Raw genomic sequence first — 20115 nt, 5'->3', positions numbered from 1 at the left:
ACTAAATCTCTGCTACTAACTGTTGAAACTGATACTTGTTTCTTTATCAATGAGCAAACTTCGTAAAAATATCTCCTCGCAAACCCAGATATATCAACGTTTATAAAAAAATTTTAAAAAAAGTCTAAAAAATAATTGTCACTTTCCAATTCTCGATTGGCATACCTAATAGAACAACAAAAAAATAATAACTATTAGTCGGAGAGAAATATTGGAACTGCAAGCAAAGGGCCGAGTTTGCCTTAAGAATAAACTCTGTCGCTGTTTATCTATCGCCACGATGAGCATGGTCGGTGCCATGTCAATCAATCATCTTGCCCTGGCAGAAGATAACGCAGCTGAACAAGTGAAACGTTATGACATTCCTGCTGGCCCTTTGGGCAAAGCCATCTCAAATTACGCAGCCGAAAATGGTGTGAGATTAACCTTTGACCCAGCCTTGGCAGAAGGAAAAGAAACCAAAGGTCTTCATGGTGAATATTCCGTTGAAGAAGGCTTTCAAAAATTATTAAACGACAGTGGCCTCGAAGCCATTGATGATACAGATGGCGGCTATTTTCTGGTGCCTGGTCAAGAAGAGTTACCTGCTTTGGGTGATGACCGCTTAATTCTGGACACCGTCCAAGTCAGAGCACAACGTTTTTATGAAGTAGGGCCATTGCCAGGTCTAGGCCTTACCAAAGAAGAAATTCCGGCCAATGTGCAAAGTATCTCGGCCAAAGAGATAAAAGAAGCACATTCATTAAGCATGACGGATTTGTTTAATACAAAACTACAAGGCGTCACGGTTAATGATTACCAAGGTAATCCATTCCAGATGGATATCCAATATCGTGGTTTTACGGCGGGACCACAAATAGGTACACCACAGGGCTTGAGTGTCTTTATCGACGGTATTCGGGTGAATGAACCGTTTGGCGATGTGGTGAACTGGGACATGATCCCCATGAATGCCATAGCTGGTGTGGAGCTATTTCCTGGGTCCAATCCTATCTTTGGTTTGAATACCTTAGGCGGTTCATTTGCCTTAAAAACCAAAGATGGCTTTAACAATACCGCTGCAGATGCTGAGGTGCTTGCTGGCTCATTTGGTCGTAAACAATTACAAATGGAAAATGGCTGGAACAACGGCACCATCGCCTTTTTCGGCGCGGCCAGTTTATTTGACGAAAATGGTTGGCGTGATAATTCTCCGAGTGAAGTGAATCAGTTATTCGGTAAAGCTAGTTATCGAGGTGACAAACTTGATTTACATTTCAGCACACTGATTGTTGATACTAATTTGGTCGGTAATGGGCTTATTCCAAGTGAAGAATATCGACAAGACAGGGAAGGAGTCTTTACCGCACCAGATACTACAGAAAATAGATTACAGCAGTTTCAGTTAGCTGGTGCTTATCAGGTAAACGATACGTTTAGTATTACGGGGCAGGTTTACCGTAGAACAAGTAGAAGAGATTCTCAAGGTGCAGATGTATACACAGATTTTGATAACCAGACAGTAAAAAGAAACCTTGCCCCTGGCGAAGAATATACCTGTCTTTATGAAACGACAAATGAATATAACTTACCAGATTACTACGTTATAGATTTACCCGGTGGGGACCCTTTCAGCTCACCAGATTATATTGATTTCGTGTTAAGCCCTACTATTGAAGATGCTTTTGCGACGCTTGATGCGAGTCAGTTCAATACAGCACTCCCAGATGAAGTGGTGGCATTGGCGCAGAGCTCAATAAACTTCTGGAAAAACTTTCAAGCAACTGAAATTTTTCAAGCTGCTAACGATACTGGAGCAGGGCCACAGCTACTTGATGAAGGGGATGAAACATCATATTCAAATAATGAACATTCCTACATATACAACGCTAAAGTTGATTTAACAGCGCTAAAAGATAGTGATCCTTTTGCATTTGCAGCAGGAGCTGAGGGGAGCTTCTATTATTACACCACTGATGGTGTTAAACATGTGATCCTACCCAAACTCCCAACTAACGCTGATACGTGTAAGGGCGATGCCGGCTCAAATGATACATTGGAAGTAGCAGGACCTGAAGGTGGTGTACAGACCGTTGATGGTGCTGCATATAGCCAAACCAATCCTGGTGTTGTAGATGGAACACCTACCGCAGTATTAACTGATAACACAATTGATCAAGTTACTGATGGTGTATCCATTCAACTCAACTGGAATACAGATAAACACAAATTCATGATTGGGGCGTCAGTCGATAGACCCACAGCGGAATATACCAGTACACAACAGTTAGGCCTTTTAACTGCAAACCGGGAGTTCTACTATGCTCCTGATGAAATTCGTGATCAGTATGTAGCGGCTGATGTACCAATTAGTAACAATAATTTTGAAGGGGAGCAATTAACGAAGAGTCTTTATTTCAGTGAAACCTGGAGTCCCGTTGAAACGTGGCATTTTAATGTTTCTGCGCGCTACAACGATACTCAAGGAGAAAACAGAATGAGGTCTAGAGAGTATGGTATCGCTTTTATTCCCAGCCTTGCTCAATTAGAAGCCTTTCCAGATTATTTTGACGTCTGTGCGCCGGGTGAGGATTGTCCAACAGGCTATGAAACACCAGACACAAGCAGCCTACTAAACGAAGAAGAAAAAGAATCATTTAGCTATTATTCGTTAAACCCCTCTTTTGGTGTCGCTTGGCAGGCAAGAGATGATTTAAATCTCTACGCTAATTTCTCACAAGGTGTGCGCGTTCCTTCCGTTATTGAGCTAGGGTGTGCATTGGATAAAACACCTGTTGGTTCGAAAGGAATTTATAGAAGTCTTATAGAAAACAGGACATGCTCACTACCTTCGACTCTCTCCGGTGACCCATATTTGCCTCAAATAAAAGCACAGACATTTGAAGTCGGTGTTAGAGGGGTAATAGATGATTATTTGCAATGGAATTTATCCGCCTATCAAACCAATATTAAAGATGATCTTTATCTGGTTTCCTATCCTGATAATCGTAACTTCTTTGACAATATTGGTTCAACACGTCGTCAAGGTATCGAGGCGGGATTCTCTGGTCAAAAAGGTAAATGGGCGTTTAGTGTTAACTACTCACTTACTGATGCCACATTTGAAGATAACTTTACTATTGCAGGCAATGACAATAGCAGTTCTTATGAGGACTTTGCCGGTAATTATAACTATAGCCGTTTAATTGATGTTGAAGCCGGTGCTCGCATGCCGGGCGTATCACTTCATAACCTTAACGCATCTGTCAACTACCAAGTTACCCCTAAATGGACCGTTGGCCTCACGGCTGTAGCTCATTCATCAAGTTATGTCAGAGGTAATGAAAATAATAAACACCGAGCAGGGCAGGTGATATACGAGACTGCTGAAATTTCCGGAACGCAAACACGCGTTGCTAGAAAAGCGACGAATAATCCAGGCAAGGTGCCGGGGTATATGGTGTTTAATTTCCAAAGTAATTATCAGCTCACCAAAAACTTCAGTGTCAATTTACTCGTAAACAATATCTTTGATAAAGAATACTTTTCAGCTGGCACGCTGGGACGCAATCCATTTACACCTGGCACCTATGGTGCTAGAGGGCCTGATGGCTACAACCACAACTCACTTGAATGGAATAGCACAAACTTCGTGGCGCCTGGTGCACCGAGAGCAGCTTGGGTCAGTGTGAGATGGTTATTTGATTAAAAAATATGGAAATAAGTTGAGGCAAGTGTGACTGCCTCACAATGAGTTCATCTTCGATCGATGGAAGTTTAAGACGCTCACCAAGATTGAAGTGAATGGGTGATTCGGGCAGCCACAAATGCCCGCCTATATCTTGTTGGTGACTAGTCCAGCTCTTCACTCAAGTCATCTAAGGCAAGATGGCTACGTGGGCCAAGGTCATTGGCTAATATGGTTAAGGTTTACTATTCATATAGCTAATGAATGTGACTGATAAAAAAGAAAAGGACATCAAAAATAGTGAAGGGGATTAAAAACAAGCAGAGGCATAGGCAATTCGGGATTTCGATATATCAACTCCTCGTTCTCTTCGTCACGCTTAGCATCATTGTTATTGTATTCATCAATAATTACGAAACTATGGATACCCAACTCACAGCCCAAGAGAATGTGCTCCGTCATGAACTCATCGTGATGCGAAGCGCTATCATCCAATACCACAGTGTCATGAATACCTACCCTCACTCAATAGAGCAGCTTGTTGATACTGGCTATTTGCGAGATATTCCTGTCGATCCCATCACCAATAGTCATGAAACCTGGGAGTTAATAAAACACGCAGAAACTGACGATGTTATTTCTGATGTCCGAAGTGGTTCTCGACTTATGTCATCAAAAGGTACCCCGTATTCAGACTGGTAAGTTCATGTTTTACAAAGCAATTAAAAAAGTCAAAAAAATGTCACTTTTTCATTTTCGATTGGCATATAGAGTAAGAGCACAAGAAACAGTGCTCCTTGGTCAATGGTTGGTTTAACTTTTTAGTTCGTCATTGCTTGTTATCTTGATTCTAGGGAAAGTGGTTTTTTATGGATGCAGTTCCAGATATTGTTGATGCGGTACTTATCTTCCTTGTTATTTTATCGGTACTTATCTGGTCAGTAGGGATTAGTAAATACCTGGCCTTTTATCGTAATAGCCGTTTTGATAGAGAATTTCTAGCGGTTTTCTCCAAAGCTCGTGATATTCAGGATTTGTTGGCGGTGATGTCTTCAACAAAAGGCCGTCTTGCTCGTGTTTGTCAGGCAGGATTAGATGAGCTGGTTTCATGGCAATATCTGGCTAACTCTGTTGCGCCAGATGATAAACGTGAAATGTTGATGCACTCGCTGAAACAACAAGCGCATGCTGAGCAAACCCGCATGGAAAATGGCTTGTCTATTCTAGCCAGTGTGGGCTCAACTGCCCCCTTTATTGGTTTATTCGGTACGGTCTGGGGGATTATGAATGCACTAAAAAGCATTACGGCATCGGGTTCAGCGAGTCTGGATGTGGTGGCGGGACCGATAGGGGAGGCGTTGATTGCAACAGCCATAGGTATTGCTACCGCTGTACCTGCCGTTCTGGCGTACAACTACTTTTTACGTAAAGTCAGGTTGTCTGCGGCCACCATGGATAATTTTGCGTCGGCATTTCATCTGTTAGTGCTCAAATCTCGTATCAAACACGATTAGGCGGCTCAACAGGAATAATGCCTGCTGAAGGCATCAACCTGTTGCTCGATAATGCATAAAGGAAATTTGTTATGGCGATGAATACTGGCGGTGATGACAATATGATGAGTGAAATCAATGTGACGCCCTTAGTGGATGTGATGTTGGTGCTGCTGACCGTTTTTATCGTGACAGCCCCGTTATTGATGAATTCGGTGCCAGTCAATTTACCTAAAGCCAGCTCAGACTTAACACTCACTCAACCTGAGTCTATCAACATTAGTGTGACTGCTGACGGCACCATGTATTTTAGTGATGAAACGGTGAATGCTGAACAACTGGATATGGCACTGATGGAGGCGGCACAAAACGTGGACACTAGTGTTGAGATTTTTGCTGATGAAAAAGCGGAGTACGGCACAGTGGCTAAAGTCATGGCGGCCATTCAACGTGCTGGCATCAGTAAGTTTACCTTTGTGATACAACCTGAGTCTGGTCAGTAATGCTGTTTATTGATTGGTTGTGTGACGCGTTAATATGACGGCTTTGGTCGTTGATTTCTCTTCAAATCGTTCGGTTGGATCAGAACGCTTTCTACCTGGTTTTTTATGGGCAGTGCTGATTCATCTGTTATTGATTTTATTATTTATGCCCACACTGGAGCCAGCAGCACCGGCAGCACCAACAAGAATCACGGTGCAGGTAAGCCAGCTTGAACCCATCGTTGAAGAGGTGGTTGAACCTGAACCAATGCCAGAACCTGTCGCTCCGATAAAAAAACCAGAAACAAACAAAAAACTGCTCGTTGCTAAAGATGATACCCCTCCTGAGCCAGAGGAAATGGTGGTGATAGAGCAGCCACCTGAAAGTGAGCCGGTAGAAGAGATAAAACCCGAACCACCCAAGCCTGAACCGAAAAAAGTTGAACCTAAGCCAGAACCTAAAAAGGCAGAGAAACCTAAGCCAAAGCCCGAACCCAAAAAGGTTGAAAAGCCTAAACCAAAACCTGAGCCGAAAATAATTGAAAAGCCTCAGCCCAAACCTAAGAAACCGATTGAAACGGTGAAACAGGTGCAGCAAAAACCGATGGCTGAACCTGAGGTTGTAGAAAAGATTGAGCAAGTCGAGACGCCAAGCGAAGTAGTTAAGGGCGTGGTGACTGATACACCAGCAGCACCGTCAGTGACGGCATCCGGTAGCTCGACCTCATCTCAGGCTGACGCCACTGGCACGGGCAATGCAGCTAATGGTAATGGTAATGGTAATGGTAGTAACCCAGGTGGTACTGGGGAAGTGGATCGAAATACCGCCTGGAAAGGTTATGGACAGTTGCTTTATGCCATGGTGTCTAAGAATAAAACCTATCCACAATTAGCGATTCGCCGTCACCTTGAAGGCACAGTGATGGTGAGTGTCCGTTTTGAGCAAGGCAGGATGGTGAGCATGTCCGTTGTTGGTCAGGGTAGTGGACATAGTGTTTTAGATAGAGCCGCGCATGAGATGGTCGAAAAAGCGGTGAAAGCCTTACCCGTTCGCGGTGATTTATCGAGAAAATCCTTTAGTGTGGTGGTGCCTGTTAACTTTCGTTTAACAGACTAAACTTATTCGTCAGCTTTTATCATGGCTATAGTGATGTATAGCGCCAATCAAGATATGATAAAGTGTGTCAGCCAAAATTATGGAAACCCAGCGTTACACAGTCTCTTAATCAACCTTGCCATTGAGGGAGGGGTGATTAAGGCAGTAGTCGAAATGTCTCTCATATTTCAAACGAGCTATTGTCGCCAGCCTTACGCGGGTATGCGAGGTCATCAGTGCATGAACTTGCGATTCAAAATCACGTATTTTTAAGGGTTTAGAATGTCGAAAATTATTTATACCAAAGTAGATGAATCACCTGCATCAGCAACGTACTCTTTGTTGCCCGTTATTCGTGCTTTTACAGCCAATGCGAATATTGATATCGAAAGCCGGGACATTTCACTTGCAGGACGTATCATTGCTAACTTTCCCGATAATCTAAGCGACGAACAAAAAATTCCTGATCACCTGTCACAACTCGGTGCCTTAACTCAGGACCCGGCTACCAACATTATCAAGCTACCGAATATTTCTGCTTCCATCCCACAGTTAAAAAACGCGATTGCAGAATTAAAATCAAAAGGTTATGACCTGCCTGATTATCCTGAATCACCTAAAAACCCTGCTGAACAAGCGATTAAAGATCGTTATGCCAAAGTATTAGGTTCTGCTGTGAACCCCGTGTTACGTGAGGGTAACTCTGATCGTCGAGCACCCGCAGCGGTGAAAAACTATGCACGTAAAAATCCGCATAGTATGGGCGAATGGAAAGCTGATTCAGCCACTGACATCGCGCATATGGATGCGAATGACTTCTATGGCAGCGAATTATCCATTACCTCTGCTCAGGCCGATGACTTTAAAGTGACGTTTGTCGATACAGCAGGCAATGAAACGGTACTGAAAAAGTCGATTCCGGTATTAGCGGGTGAAGTAGTAGATGCGACGCGTATGCGTGCAAGCAGCCTGCAGGCGTTTTATGCCGATGCCATTGCGAGAGCAAAACAAGACAATGTGCTGTTATCTCTGCATTTAAAAGCCACCATGATGAAGGTATCTGATCCTTTGATGTTTGGTTTTGCTGTCAGAGTGTTTTTCAAAGATTTAATTGAAAAACACAGCAATTTATTTGATGAACTGGGTGTGGATTTCAATAACGGTTTAGGTGATTTATACAGCCGTCTCGCCAATGTTGATGAAGCGACCAGAAAAGAAGTCGAAGCGGATATTGAGGCAGTCTATGCCAGCCAGCCTGATGTGGCGATGGTCGATTCAAACAAAGGTATTACCAATTTCCATGTTCCTTCAGACGTGATTGTGGATGCCTCTATTCCGGCGATGATTCGTGCCGGTGGCAAAATGTGGAATAAAAAAGGTGAGCAACAAGATACGCTGGCGATGATTCCGGATCGCTGCTATGCCGGTGTGTATAAAACAGTGGTGGATGACTGTAAACAAAAAGGGGCTTTGGATCCGGTCACCATGGGTACCGTACCGAATGTGGGCTTGATGGCTCAAAAAGCCGAAGAATATGGCTCGCATGATAAAACCTTCCAGGCGAAAGGCGATGGCAAAATTATTGTCACTAACCAACAGTCTGAAACGGTATTTGAGTTTGATGTGGAAGCAGGGGATATCTTCCGTATGTGTCAGACCAAAGATGAGCCGATTCGTGACTGGGTGAAATTAGCCGTCAGCCGAGCACGTTTATCCGATACACCGGCGATTTTCTGGTTGGATGAAAACCGGGCACATGATGCTGAATTGATTAAAAAGGTAAATGACTATTTACCTGAGCATGATACAGCTGGATTGGATATTCGCATTCTAAATCCGGTCGTGGCCACACAACTCTCTTTAGATAGAATTCGAGCTGGTAAAGACACGATTTCGGTGACTGGTAACGTATTACGTGACTACAACACCGATTTATTCCCGATTCTGGAGTTAGGAACATCGGCGAAGATGTTATCTGTAGTGCCACTCATGCAAGGTGGTGGTTTATTTGAAACCGGTGCAGGTGGCACAGCGCCAAAATTACTGGATCAACTGATTGATGAAAATCATTTGAGCTGGGATTCTTTGGGCGAATTGATGGCTTTGGCGGCTTCGTTGGAGCATCTATCTAATACCCAGGATAATCCAAAAGCAAAAGTGTTAGCTGACACCTTGGATGCCGCAACGGGCAAATTACTGCAAGAAAACAAATCGCCCAAAGAAAAAACGGGTGAGTTAGATAACCGGGGTAGTCATTTCTATTTAGCCATGTACTGGGCTGAAGCACTGGCTGAGCAAACAGACAATGCCGAGTTAAAAGCGGTATTCACACCTGTCGCTCAAGCCATGGCTGAAAATGAAGCTGCCATTGTGAACGAATTGAATGAGGTACAGGGTAGATCGGTTGATATGGGCGGTTACTACCTGCCTGATGATGAGATGATGAATTCGATTATGCGTCCAAGTGCCACATTGAACGCCATTCTGTCCCAGCTTGTTTAAGCGTCATCATTTAATAAAAAAAGCCCCGAATGTCGGGGCTTTTTTGTTTTTATCGCATTCTCAGTAACGACTATGATAATAGTACCGGTCATGTTGGTATTTTCTATGTTGATGTTCAACCGCTTTTCGATACTTGCGATATTCTCGAGCCCTGTCTTGACGGTATTTGGACTCTAAACGTGCCATTTTTTGTTTGTGTTTCCAGTATTTTTTATCGTAGTGATCATTGTGATAACGGTGGTGATGATCATCACGATACCGGTTTGATGAGACCTTGCTGGTGGCAACTGACCCGACAGCGCCACCAATGGCAGCACCCAAGATAGCGCCGTTTTGACCTCCCATTTCGTGTCCTACTGCAGCACCGACTGCACCCCCAATACCTCCGCCCAAAGCGGCGTTAATCGTATTGTTATCTGCCATGGCTGCACCAGAAATCAGTGTTGATGACAGTAGTAAAGGTATTAATCGCTTCATATCTACCTCCTGATGTTTGGTATTCACTTAAGTAAAAAGTGAAAAAAGAAGCTAGGCACCGCGGCTATCTATTAACAGCATAGAAGACCGTGATGTCATGATGAGTTGTAACAATCAGGAGGTTAAGTCTTGGTTAAGTGAGCGAAACCTTAATCCACAATATTCTTTTGTAGCAGGTCGGTCACAATTTCAGGTACGAATGTCCGTTTAATGGTGATGGCGTAAAAGTGTTCGTAGACATTGGGTAACACTTGGTACTCAGACAAATTGCCACTGGATATTTCATCTTTGACGACAACCGGAGGCAGGGCAGTAATGGCGCCGGTATCACGTACTAATAGTCGTAACATCGCCATGTCATCGGCTTCGGCAATAATATCCGGCTCATACCCGAGCGTGGCACAGTAGGCATCAAAAGCCGAACGAATTTCAGTGATTTTGGTAGGCAGCACCCATTTCAGTTTTTCATAACCTTGTGGAAAGGTTTTTTTAGGGTTGTGTTTTGCCGGACCAATGATAGATACCGATTGTCTCGAGACCAACTGGCTTTGCCAGATGGCATCATCATTTTGTTGGCTGACAGAGCGATTGGTCAGCACCAGATCCAGTTCATGACTACTGAGGCCATTGAGTAGGTTGGTCATGCCTCGCGTGGTGAGTGTAAAGCTGACATTGGGCTCTTGAAGTAAGGGGCTAATAAAGCTCTCAGTAAAGTTTCTGGACAGGGTGGTCAGTACACCGATTTTGATGTGTTTTTGTGTCGCTGTACCGCCTTTACTGATAAAGGATTGTAACTCTTCACCTGTCGTAAAAATTTCATCTGCATAGGTCAGAATCTTTTTGCCCATATCCGTTAATAAAAGTTGTCTGCCTGCACGCTCGAATAATTTGACGTTCATCGTGGTTTCGAGTTGTTTGATTTGCTGTGATAATGCCGATTGTGAAACATGACATTCTTCAGCTGTCTTGGTGATACTGCCAGACAGGGCAACGCGCCAGAAATAATAAAGATGATGGTAGTTTATTTTTGCCATACTTAATTAAAACTTATTTATTTGTTAATAAATATCTATTTTATTTATGTTAAAGCATTTGCCATACTTTCACCATCTTAAGGAGGTATGTGTGTGAATTTTGAACTGACAGCCGTTTTCCCAGCGCTTATTCCATTAACCTTAGCCATTGCTAGTCTTTTATCCGGGGCAAGTCGACTCAGTGACAACACCCGTCAAAGCATTCTTAAATCTATTTCGGTGGCTGTTGTCATCTCCGCCATATTAATCACTGTTTGTCATATAGAAAAACCAGAAGACTCACACGCCTTACTGGCCATGAACAATGTCAATCTGATTGTGCTGTTGCTCGTGTGCTTTATGACTATTGTGCTGGTGAAGTTTTCTCAGCGTTATTTATCCGGTGAGACAAAAACACATCGTTACTGGCGTTGGCTATTTTTAAGTCTTACCTCTGTATCCATAGTGATTGTCAGTAATCATCTGTTGATTTTCTGGCTGGGCTGGGTGTCCATCAGTTTATGTTTCCATCGTTTATTATTATTTTATCCAGACAGACCTCGCGCTGTACTAGCCGCCCATAAAAAATTCATCTTAGCGAGAGTGTCTGAGCTCAGCTTACTCTCAGCATTTGTTCTTTTATATACACAACACGGTTCGTTTTACCTCAGTGAAATAAGCCAGTACTACCTGACATCGGCATCGGCTGCTGAGTTGGGTGTCGCAGAGACTGTAGCGGCTATCTTACTGGCCATCACCGCCTTAATTAAATGTGCTCAGTTACCGCTACATGGCTGGTTAATTCAAGTGGTTGAGGCTCCCACGCCGATTAGTGCTTTGTTGCATGCCGGAATTATCAATCTGGGTGGTTTTTTATTACTGAGCTTTGCACCATTGATTGCGTTTAGTGTTGATGCACAATGGGTACTGCTTATTATTGCTGGTTTGAGTACGCTCATCAGTGCCTTAGTCATGATGACGCGTATCAGTATTAAAGTAAAACTGGCCTGGTCAACCTGTGCCCAAATGGGATTAATGTTGATTGAATGTGCTTTAGGGTTATATGAGCTGGCATTACTTCACTTAATCTCTCATTCACTTTATAAAGCTTATATGTTCCTCAGTGCAGGTGATGTGTTGCAGGAATACAGTCTTAAGCAATTAGCACCGCAGAAAAACGTCACTTTTCTCTCTGCGATGTCGAGTCTATTACTGGTCATCATCAGCACTTATGGGATTGTCTATTTCACTTCCTATTCAGGGCCGTTGAGTGTCTGGTTATTAGTGAATACTGCATTAGCTTTATATCTGGTGTCTGCAGTAAGAAACGGCACTCTATTGCAGTTCCTCACTTCTTGTCTGACTGTGGCGTTACTGGTTGGCTTTTACATGGGTGGCAAAGCGATGTTTACTTGGGTCATGCCGCCTGTGTATGCAAGTACGATGTTTGATGCCATGGACATCTGGTTGTCTGCACTGTTTATCGCATTATTTTTACTGGCTGTGCAGATGCGTGTGTTTCCTCAGGCTAAAGCCACCAGAACCTTATATCGTTGGCTGTTTTCAGGTTTGTACTTAGATGAATTGATGACCCGACTGACTCTATTTCTGTGGCCAATCACATTAAGACCAGAAACCAGAGTGGAATCTAACAATCAGCCACTTAGCAAGGAGACTTCATGAATACTGTGAATCAGTCATTGTCTGGACTCAGCGTCGAACATACCGCTGCCATCCATCAAGCGAGTTCATATATTGCTCCAAACTGGCCATTGGATCGGTTCATTGCGGTCAATGCTTTATGGGAATTTCGTGAGCAAACGATCGAGTCGGCTTCAGCCAGAATAGGGGCATTACAAGGTCTGAACACAACGATGTCAGCTGACTATTACCTCGGCTTGTTTCAACAAGGCCAAATCAGTGAGTCGGCATTACTCGAATCTGCTAAGACATATGGTGTCAACACGGCGACAGTTGATGAATTGAAGGCCTCACTTGAACATCCACAGCCCGATGCAGCATTGAGCATCGCCGAAATTGCGGATTTAAGCCGTGATCATCACAAAATGCGTTGGCAGGATGAAATTGTTCACCAGATCAGTCAGTTTTGTGGTGAGTTTGTGAATCAGGAGCCAGAGACTTTCGATCATCTCTATTCTGCCTGGTTGGATTTCACTCGTCATGATTACGGCATGTCACTACTGATGGGTGAGAAAAAACTGCGCCACGCCTTCACTCAGCTGCCTGATGACCTGGAAAGTTTGTTTGCCCAAGCGGTTGCTGAGTTGGAATTGACGCCGCAGCAGCTCGAGTTATATGCACATAAGTTATTGATGTGTATTAATGGCTGGGCCAGTTATTTTGCCTGGCAACGCTGGGAAAACCGCCTCAATAGTCAACAGACCGCCTGTGTAGAAGCGCTGCTTGCTATCAGAATCGCTTGGGATTTAATTATCTGGCGTCAGTTAAAAAGCAAGCCTGGACAGGTTGAATTTAAGGCATTAAAACAACAGTGGGAGCATCAAAAAGAATCTCTGATGTCACGTATAGCCGCCCATCATGAATATGCCTGTCATTATTGGGTTTGGGCTTATGCTGCAGAACTGACTTACCAACAACAACTACAGAAAACACTAACCCAAACACCTAAGCCGCTTGATTCAAGACCGGTCTTACAAGCCGCATTTTGTATTGATGTACGCTCTGAACGTATTAGACGCAATCTTGAATTACAGAGTGATGCTATTCAAACCATTGGCTTTGCAGGTTTCTTTGGCTTACCTATCACCTATCAACCCGCCAAGACACAGGTTAAGCGTCCACAACTGCCAGGACTGATTGCGCCGTCAGTGAAAGTGAGTGAGCAAACACCCAACCATAAAAAGTTGACCAAAGTCAGTAATGCAAGTACCTGGAAAAACTGGGCCAGTTCACCGGTATCTTCATTCACCATGGTAGAGACCATGGGTTGGACCTACGCTTATAAACTGATAAAAGATAATTTCTTTAGCAAGAAAAAAGAAAAACTAATTGATGAGTTTACTCACCATCATCAATGGCACATAAGCCATAACCATGCTGAGCTAAGCTTGTCTGAGAAAGTCAATATGGTTACGGGTGTACTCAAAGGCATGGGCCTGACCAACACCTTTGCATCAACCATTTTACTGCTAGGTCACGGTAGTGAAAATCGCAATAACTTGCATGCATCAGGTCTGGATTGTGGTGCTTGCTGTGGTCAAAGTGGGGAAGTGAATGTCCGTGTTTTAACCAGCCTGTTAAATGATCCCGCTGTCAGAACAGAGCTGCACAAAGCGGACATCCACATTCCTGAAAACACACGCTTTATATCTGGATTACATAACACCACAACGGATGAAATCGTCTGTTTTGATGCATTAAATAATGCTGACATTGATACTTGGTTAGAACAGGCTTCTAAACAAACCCGTCGCGAACGCATTCAGTTAATGGATGCAGGCTTAAAGGACCTGGATGATGTTGCATTAGAAAAGTCGCTAAAAGACAGAGGTAAAGATTGGTCAGAAGTTCGTCCTGAATGGGGCTTAGCGAATAATGCCTCATTTATTGTAGCACCGCGTGAGCGTACGCGTGGACTGGATTTACAGGGCCGTTCCTTTTTGCATGACTATGACTGGCACAGCGATGCCGAGTTTGCATTACTGGAGCAAATTATGACGGCACCGATGATTGTGACTCAGTGGATCAATATGCAGTACAACTTATCGGTCACAGATAATACATTTTTTGGTAGTGGCAATAAGCTGCTACACAATGCCGTCGGCCAGCATATCGGTGTGTTTGAAGGGAATGGGGGGGACCTGCGAATTGGTCTTGCGATGCAATCCATCCATGACGGTGAGAACTGGCGTCATCATCCATTGAGAATTAGTGTGTATATTGCTGCGCCAAAACAAGCGATTGAAAATGTGATTGCCAAGCATCAAACCGTACGCGACCTTGTCGACAATGGCTGGTTGTTTCTTGTGCACTGGTCTGATGACAATACTTTCGAACGCTATCAAAAATCAGGTTGGAAGTACATTGACTAAGTAGCTGACATGGATAACAGAATGAGACAGTTAGGCTATCGACTGTTTCATTCTGAATCAGTCAGTTTATTCGCGATCAGTTGATCTTTTCTGAGTTGAAACTTCCTCCAGTCAGCGTTGGCTAAAGTTAAAAGAGGAGAGAGTATGAGAATTGAAAAGTTATCGTTTGTCGTGTGTTTATGTCTGCTTTTTGGCTTCAACACCGCTCATGCACAGAAAGACGAAAAATCTGATGTGCTCCTGCTTGGCTTCGAGTTACGTGGTGATGATACGGTTCAGTCATTACAAGAACATGATGCCGAGGTAATAGAAACATCTAATCAGTATTTACAAGAAACTCTGAATAATGACACTTCGTTTGAGGTTATTGATACGCCAGAATCACAGGCATTACTGGCTGAAGCAAGGCAGAAGTTTAACCTTGAAAGGTGTAATGGTTGCGAGTTTGATCTTGCTGAAAAAGTCGATGCCAGATACGTGGTGGTGCCATGGGTATTTCGTATGAGTGTGTTGATTCAGACACTTTATATAGAAGTCCGTGATGTAAAAACGCAAAACACCGTTCTGCGTGTTGTGCGTGACTATAGAGGCAATACGGAGAAAGCCTGGCAAAGAGCGATTGATAGTGCCGTGCTTGAAATCAACGAGTCTTATCAATAAAACAACCTTATTTATCGTGCTTGTCTCATCACAGCAAGTTTCAGTAAAGCTGCTACTGACATGGCATCTACGATGTCGCCGTTCATGGCCATTTCAATGGCTGTGTCTACTGAGACCTTTATTAATTCGATATCTTCAGTCTCTTCGAGTTCTTGCTCACCGGCTGTCAGTCCTGTCGCCAGGAAAATATAAGCTTTTTCGTCGGTCACTGAGTTGGAGGTGCGTAACTCCATCAGTGGCTGCCAGTCTGTTGCCGTAAACCCTGTTTCTTCTTTGAGTTCTCTTTTTGCCGCTTCCAGAGGGTGTTCATCCAGTGGGCCACCACCTTCCGGAATTTCGATGGTGGTTTCATTATTTGGATAACGACTTTGTTTGACTAACCAAGTATGATCATTGTCATCAATGGCGATGACGCCAATGGCATGAGACTTGAAGTGGACGACACCATAAATTCCTTCACTGCCATTCGGTCTGATCACTTCTTCATGGCGAATTTGAATCCATGGGTTGTCATAAGGTATTTGCTGGGATGTCTGAACCCAGCCGCCAATTTTTGTTTTTGTCATAAATATTTTTTTCTTTAATTAAAGAAAGAGAAAAAATACTACTTTAGTACTATACTTTTTTAGTTGTGGTGGTTATATAATTTAAGTAATCACATAAAGGAAGATTCAAATGCGTTTGTCAAAACTTGCCATGGTTGGAGTAGTGACTCTTAGTGTTAATCAGTTAGCTTACGCTGATGCTGTTGAAATAGACGCCATGTCTCTTCTTAATCAATACAACCTTATTACTAGTGGCAATGTCATTAGTACCTCTGAAATAGATGGTAACGCATTAATCGGTGGCAATGTTAACGGTGGTATGTACAACATGCATTCCACGTCAAATGCCGCTGTTCCATCTTTAACTGTCGGTGGTGACCTCAAGGGTAATGTACAAACTAAAGGCAAAGGCCTTAATATCGGTGGTGATGTGTCTGGCTCACTCACCATTAATGATGGTGGTGATGCGTATATAAACTCAGTCTCAGGAACTGTTCGAAACCTCGCTAATGGTAATGGTTCAACCTCTGTGGTTGGTAATGTTTCAGGCACTGTAGAGACTAATGGTGGTAATACTATCTTCGGTGGTACTAACACAGGAACAGTCAAAGCAAACGGTAGTGGTACGGTTATCAATCAACCGGTATCAGTCCCTTTTGATCCAGCTGCTGCAGCAGCAAATGCGGTGAACACATTAGGTCAGTTCTCTAACCAGTTAGCAGGTACTGATTTTAATAGTAACTACACAATTACCGGTGGCAAAGTCACGTTTAATGCGACACCGAATACCGATGGATTAGCGGTGTTTAATATTAACGATGGTGAAAGCTTTTTTACTAGTGTGAATGAGTTTGCATTCAACATCGGTAGTGCAACCAGCATTTTGTTTAATGTGTTTGATGACGCACTTTCTGGGTACGATATCAGCGTGAATTTCCTGGCCAACTCAGCAGTGGATTTAGCTGACATACTGTTATGGAATTTTACCGATGCAGACAGTCTTCACATTACCTCACAATTCGGCGGTAGCATTTTAGCATTGGGTACAGATGTTGTTACTCACGGGAATATTGAAGGCACCTTAGCTGCAAAAACCCTAAACCAGAACGCTGAAATTCACTCACAACCTTCAGGTTTTGTGCCGCCTTCAGCTGTACCCGTTCCTGCGGCTGCCTTTTTATTCGCTCCCGCTTTACTGGGCTTCTTAGGCCTACGTCGCAAAGCGAATACTGTAAAAGCCTCTGTTTAAGTCACACTTTCAGCGATACAAAAAAGCCACCTGAATGGGTGGCTTTTTTATGTTTGGAATATCGTTATTATTGTCTTTCTAATGTTGCACAACCCGCTGTGGCATGTTCCCAAGTTTCAACATAGCAAGTACCGATTGTATTCTCTCCGAGAATTCGACCATGAACATAACCTTGGCTTGGTGTTGATACCCAGGTAAAGGCAGTATTATCAGGATAAATCACACCAAAAAAGTTTTTGGTGCCGTCAGCATAGGTAAAAGTGCCACGAAAACGTCGATCCTGTTGTTCCGTAATGGTGACAGTTTTATCGTTCCAGGTTTTATAGCCTTTTTCATCTGAGACGGTAAGATTGACACCACTCCATGTACCGACCAGGTTTGGAATGTGTTTGGTTTTCACTTCAGTGGTGTAGTAATAATAAGCAATACCTGCAGTGTTCACTAATACAAGCAACCATAGTAGAAATTGTGTTGCTGTAATGCCAGCTTGTCTTCTTTTCATTGTTATTTCTCTCTCTAATTGGACATTCGTCAAGCGATAGTCATTATATGTAGATGAATTAATTCGTGTTAGCGCACGAATACACCTCTTTTTTTACATGTTCTCGTAATTGCCGAGGCGATAGACCAAACTGGGATTTAAAGACACGACTGAAGTGGGCCATGTCATTAAACCCTGCTTCCAGAGCAAGCTCAGTAATCGTCTGATGCATAGATTGCTGATGGTGTAATCGCCGATACACTCTGTTTAAGCGTTGTTGGGTGACATAACGCATTAAGGAGGTGTTTTCAGTTTGAAAGAGATGATTGATATATCGCACTGAAAAACCGACAGCATTGGCAATGATGGTTGGAGATAAATCAGGGTGATGACAATGATTATCTATATAGCGCTTAATATGAAACAGAGTCGTGTTTTGAGATCGAGATAACTCAACTGACTGGGGTGAGAGTTGATTAAGCGATAGAGTAAGCATATCAATCAAGGGATCAAACATAGACTGGAAGGATAGCGTGTCTAATGTAGTTAATTGTGAAGCGAATGTTTGCAGCGTGTGTGAGGTTACCGCGCCAATACCTGATGTGACTGATATTTTCTTTGCTGTTAGCTCACTTACATGACTAAGCCTTTGTTTGAGGTAGTCACGGGGAATAGAAATTATCACTTTTGATGCTGGTTCAGGCATGGTAATACGATGCCATTGGGTCGCATCGTATAAGGTCATTTCGCCTTTTTCCAGAAACACTTCGCGTCCATCTTGTTCAAGTTTATATCGCCCCTCGGTCAGCATAACGGCAAAATAGTTATCTTGACTGAGTTGTGTTGGCTCTCTGGATAAACGCTCTATTTGCAACGGCTGAGTTTTGATAGGAGAAAATCGTGTGCCATATAACCACGGATAGATGACCATATCATTGAATACAGGCTCATCAGCAATTTGACTCACATCCACATTGGCATATTCTCGTCCAATGATTTCTTTCAACCAGTTCAGCCTCTGTGAGCTCGGTAAATCATCAGTACAGAAACGCTGACCTTGCAATGTGGAAAGCTGGCTATTCATCTTTATCTCTCTTTTATTGACCATCACCTTCTCGGTCAAGTTATTGCGCCGTTTCAAACAAGACGTCTTTTTGTATAACTGGATAATAACATAGGAAAAATACAATAAATGCAGGAGAGAGATATGCAAAATACGTCAGCGTCATCCACAAATATTGTTATGCTTCGGGGGGCATGTTTATGGATATTGATGGCTTTATTGTTAGCCTGGTGTCTGGTGGGGTTATATAACCAGCTGGGTTTTTTACAAACCTTGATTCCCGGATCACCTAAGCGGGTGTTACAAGCACATCTCGATTTTCTGATTATGAGTGCCTTGATTTTAGGCTTTTATGCGGCCAAGGTAGCTCTACCATGGCATGTACGCTGGTCAATGGTGGTGGGTGCGTTTACTAACTCCAGCCTATTTTTAATGTATGCACTGTTTCCGGTACTCGACCCTTTACATGATACCTTCAATCCTGATGTGACTGGGGCAGGGGTGTTTACCTTTTATTTGTATTCCAGTCTGCTGATGACCAGCTACGGTTTTGGTAAAGGGGCTGTGATTATTCTGAAATCCACGCTCACTGAAAAAACAGAGTCACAATGAGCTAGTAATTAAGCAAAAAAAGTCACTGACTTTTTTTGAGAGTCAGTGACTTTTCTTACCACCATTTCGACTGGCACTGTGGTTATCTTTTTTGCCACGTCCCGAACCAGATTTGTTACCACCACCAGACTCTTTATTGACGGTTGCCCAGGCTATACTTTCAGCTTCCTCTTCTGAGACTCCTTGTTCTTTATAACTTTCTTCTATGTGCTGAGCTTTACGTTTTTGTTTATCTGTATATTTTTCTTTACTACCTTGCGCCATGATTTCACTCCATTAAAAATAGAAACATGTTCACAAGAGGTGACAGTGGGGGTAAACGATAGTTTCTGCTCGGTTATTTATCAGAGTCAGGATGGTCGTGTTTTGCCACTAAAAATTCAAGACCAGCACCAATATCTTCCTCGCCACAGGCTGCACTTTCATCAGGACTACCTGCCAGCGCTTCCTCATGCGTTAATATCAAGTCGCGTTGTTGGTGCAGTTGTTCACTGTCATTGTCTTCTTTGTGTTCAGGGGAATAAGTCGAGTGTTTTTGCTGCATGGTCATAGCCTGTGTCACCCAAAAAGTGTTGTATATCGATTACGTTAACATTCATGCTGACAGATACAAATTTATCACCGATATCTGTCATGTTTGCTCGATATAAATGGTTAACCAGGTGAAACCAGTGGATGTGTATGAAGGCTGATGTTCAGTCA

The 20115-nt window shown here is 43.2% G+C and carries 18 protein-coding genes; 11 read left to right on the top strand and 7 right to left on the bottom strand.

What is annotated here, in order from left to right; all coding sequences use genetic code 11:
- The first annotated feature begins 211 nt into the window (after positions 1 to 211).
- The 6 genes from B3V56_RS00890 to B3V56_RS00865 all read left to right on the top strand — a co-directional run bounded on the left by B3V56_RS00890 (position 212) and on the right by B3V56_RS00865 (position 9240).
- Complete coding sequence (locus B3V56_RS00890) at positions 212 to 3688, top strand: TonB-dependent receptor domain-containing protein (protein WP_286304790.1); 3477 nt, start codon at positions 212 to 214, stop codon at positions 3686 to 3688.
- Between the two features lie 399 nt (positions 3689 to 4087).
- The gene (locus B3V56_RS00885; RefSeq protein WP_289281827.1) at positions 4088 to 4369 is read left to right on the top strand and encodes a hypothetical protein; all 282 of its coding nucleotides are present in this window, start codon (positions 4088 to 4090) and stop codon (positions 4367 to 4369) included.
- 167 nt (positions 4370 to 4536) lie between these two features.
- Positions 4537 to 5181, top strand: a complete 645-nt coding sequence (locus tag B3V56_RS00880) for a MotA/TolQ/ExbB proton channel family protein (protein WP_289245392.1) — start codon at positions 4537 to 4539, stop codon at positions 5179 to 5181.
- 71 nt (positions 5182 to 5252) lie between these two features.
- Complete coding sequence (locus tag B3V56_RS00875; RefSeq protein ID WP_289245393.1) at positions 5253 to 5663, top strand: ExbD/TolR family protein; 411 nt, start codon at positions 5253 to 5255, stop codon at positions 5661 to 5663.
- A gap of 34 nt (positions 5664 to 5697) precedes the next feature.
- Positions 5698 to 6759, top strand: coding sequence for an energy transducer TonB (locus B3V56_RS00870; protein WP_289281826.1), 1062 nt, complete (start codon positions 5698 to 5700; stop codon positions 6757 to 6759).
- A 261-nt stretch (positions 6760 to 7020) separates the two neighbouring features.
- The gene (locus B3V56_RS00865; protein ID WP_289283868.1) at positions 7021 to 9240 is read left to right on the top strand and encodes an NADP-dependent isocitrate dehydrogenase; all 2220 of its coding nucleotides are present in this window, start codon (positions 7021 to 7023) and stop codon (positions 9238 to 9240) included.
- A gap of 60 nt (positions 9241 to 9300) precedes the next feature.
- Here the strand turns inward: B3V56_RS00865 and B3V56_RS00860 are convergent, their stop codons facing one another.
- A complete protein-coding gene (locus B3V56_RS00860; protein ID WP_289281823.1) occupies positions 9301 to 9717 on the bottom strand; it encodes a YMGG-like glycine zipper-containing protein in 417 nt (138 codons plus the stop codon).
- Between the two features lie 149 nt (positions 9718 to 9866).
- Positions 9867 to 10751: a LysR family transcriptional regulator gene (locus B3V56_RS00855; protein ID WP_289281822.1), complete on the bottom strand. Its 885-nt coding sequence runs from the start codon at positions 10749 to 10751 to the stop codon at positions 9867 to 9869.
- 93 nt (positions 10752 to 10844) lie between these two features.
- On the opposite strand from B3V56_RS00855, the gene B3V56_RS00850 reads away from it, so the two are divergent.
- From B3V56_RS00850 to B3V56_RS00840, 3 genes are all read left to right on the top strand, one after another.
- A complete protein-coding gene (locus B3V56_RS00850) occupies positions 10845 to 12413 on the top strand; it encodes an NADH-quinone oxidoreductase subunit L (RefSeq protein WP_289283867.1) in 1569 nt (522 codons plus the stop codon).
- A complete protein-coding gene (locus B3V56_RS00845) occupies positions 12410 to 14803 on the top strand; it encodes a YbcC family protein (protein WP_289281475.1) in 2394 nt (797 codons plus the stop codon). The genes B3V56_RS00850 and B3V56_RS00845 overlap by 4 nt, the downstream gene beginning before the upstream one ends.
- Positions 14804 to 14947: 144 nt before the next feature.
- Positions 14948 to 15463 carry a DUF2380 domain-containing protein gene (locus tag B3V56_RS00840; protein WP_289245400.1) on the top strand — a complete coding sequence of 172 codons (516 nt, stop codon included), beginning with the start codon at positions 14948 to 14950 and terminating at the stop codon, positions 15461 to 15463.
- Between the two features lie 11 nt (positions 15464 to 15474).
- Here B3V56_RS00840 and B3V56_RS00835 read toward each other — a convergent pair whose 3' ends face one another.
- Complete coding sequence (locus B3V56_RS00835) at positions 15475 to 16029, bottom strand: NUDIX domain-containing protein (RefSeq protein ID WP_289245260.1); 555 nt, start codon at positions 16027 to 16029, stop codon at positions 15475 to 15477.
- A 109-nt stretch (positions 16030 to 16138) separates the two neighbouring features.
- On the opposite strand from B3V56_RS00835, the gene B3V56_RS00830 reads away from it, so the two are divergent.
- On the top strand, positions 16139 to 17257 hold the full coding sequence (locus B3V56_RS00830) for a choice-of-anchor A family protein (protein ID WP_289283866.1): 1119 nt from the start codon (positions 16139 to 16141) through the stop codon (positions 17255 to 17257).
- A gap of 67 nt (positions 17258 to 17324) precedes the next feature.
- Here the strand turns inward: B3V56_RS00830 and B3V56_RS00825 are convergent, their stop codons facing one another.
- Positions 17325 to 17759: a hypothetical protein gene (locus B3V56_RS00825; protein ID WP_289283865.1), complete on the bottom strand. Its 435-nt coding sequence runs from the start codon at positions 17757 to 17759 to the stop codon at positions 17325 to 17327.
- A gap of 58 nt (positions 17760 to 17817) precedes the next feature.
- Positions 17818 to 18822: a helix-turn-helix domain-containing protein gene (locus B3V56_RS00820; protein WP_289281478.1), complete on the bottom strand. Its 1005-nt coding sequence runs from the start codon at positions 18820 to 18822 to the stop codon at positions 17818 to 17820.
- Positions 18823 to 18945: 123 nt separating this feature from the next.
- Between B3V56_RS00820 and B3V56_RS00815 the strand changes: the two genes are divergently transcribed.
- Positions 18946 to 19413 (top strand): hypothetical protein, encoded by a 468-nt coding sequence (locus tag B3V56_RS00815; RefSeq protein WP_289281479.1) that lies wholly within the window; start codon positions 18946 to 18948, stop codon positions 19411 to 19413.
- 42 nt (positions 19414 to 19455) lie between these two features.
- Here B3V56_RS00815 and B3V56_RS00810 read toward each other — a convergent pair whose 3' ends face one another.
- Complete coding sequence (locus B3V56_RS00810; RefSeq protein ID WP_286304756.1) at positions 19456 to 19677, bottom strand: plasmid stabilization protein; 222 nt, start codon at positions 19675 to 19677, stop codon at positions 19456 to 19458.
- Positions 19678 to 19750: 73 nt separating this feature from the next.
- A complete protein-coding gene (locus tag B3V56_RS00805; protein WP_289282457.1) occupies positions 19751 to 19957 on the bottom strand; it encodes a hypothetical protein in 207 nt (68 codons plus the stop codon).
- Positions 19958 to 20115 lie beyond the last annotated feature (158 nt).

This window comes from Methylophaga sp. UBA2513 (assembly GCF_002341285.1).
Taxonomy (GTDB): Bacteria; Pseudomonadota; Gammaproteobacteria; order Nitrosococcales; family Methylophagaceae; genus Methylophaga; species Methylophaga marina.
This window is presented reverse-complemented; position numbering and strand designations above follow the sequence as displayed.

Excerpts from the sequence above, each read along its gene's own strand:
- B3V56_RS00885 (WP_289281827.1), top strand. The coding sequence starts at position 4,088 with ATGGATACCCAACTCACAGCCCAAGAGAATGTGCTCCGTCATGAACTC.
- B3V56_RS00880 (WP_289245392.1), top strand. The coding sequence starts at position 4,537 with ATGGATGCAGTTCCAGATATTGTTGATGCGGTACTTATCTTCCTTGTT.
- B3V56_RS00875 (WP_289245393.1), top strand. The coding sequence starts at position 5,253 with ATGGCGATGAATACTGGCGGTGATGACAATATGATGAGTGAAATCAAT.
- B3V56_RS00870 (WP_289281826.1), top strand. The coding sequence starts at position 5,698 with ATGACGGCTTTGGTCGTTGATTTCTCTTCAAATCGTTCGGTTGGATCA.
- B3V56_RS00865 (WP_289283868.1), top strand. The coding sequence starts at position 7,021 with ATGTCGAAAATTATTTATACCAAAGTAGATGAATCACCTGCATCAGCA.
- B3V56_RS00860 (WP_289281823.1), bottom strand. The coding sequence starts at position 9,717 with ATGAAGCGATTAATACCTTTACTACTGTCATCAACACTGATTTCTGGT.
- B3V56_RS00855 (WP_289281822.1), bottom strand. The coding sequence starts at position 10,751 with ATGGCAAAAATAAACTACCATCATCTTTATTATTTCTGGCGCGTTGCC.
- B3V56_RS00845 (WP_289281475.1), top strand. The coding sequence starts at position 12,410 with ATGAATACTGTGAATCAGTCATTGTCTGGACTCAGCGTCGAACATACC.
- B3V56_RS00840 (WP_289245400.1), top strand. The coding sequence starts at position 14,948 with ATGAGAATTGAAAAGTTATCGTTTGTCGTGTGTTTATGTCTGCTTTTT.
- B3V56_RS00835 (WP_289245260.1), bottom strand. The coding sequence starts at position 16,029 with ATGACAAAAACAAAAATTGGCGGCTGGGTTCAGACATCCCAGCAAATA.
- B3V56_RS00830 (WP_289283866.1), top strand. The coding sequence starts at position 16,139 with ATGCGTTTGTCAAAACTTGCCATGGTTGGAGTAGTGACTCTTAGTGTT.
- B3V56_RS00825 (WP_289283865.1), bottom strand. The coding sequence starts at position 17,759 with ATGAAAAGAAGACAAGCTGGCATTACAGCAACACAATTTCTACTATGG.
- B3V56_RS00820 (WP_289281478.1), bottom strand. The coding sequence starts at position 18,822 with ATGAATAGCCAGCTTTCCACATTGCAAGGTCAGCGTTTCTGTACTGAT.
- B3V56_RS00815 (WP_289281479.1), top strand. The coding sequence starts at position 18,946 with ATGCAAAATACGTCAGCGTCATCCACAAATATTGTTATGCTTCGGGGG.
- B3V56_RS00810 (WP_286304756.1), bottom strand. The coding sequence starts at position 19,677 with ATGGCGCAAGGTAGTAAAGAAAAATATACAGATAAACAAAAACGTAAA.
- B3V56_RS00805 (WP_289282457.1), bottom strand. The coding sequence starts at position 19,957 with ATGCAGCAAAAACACTCGACTTATTCCCCTGAACACAAAGAAGACAAT.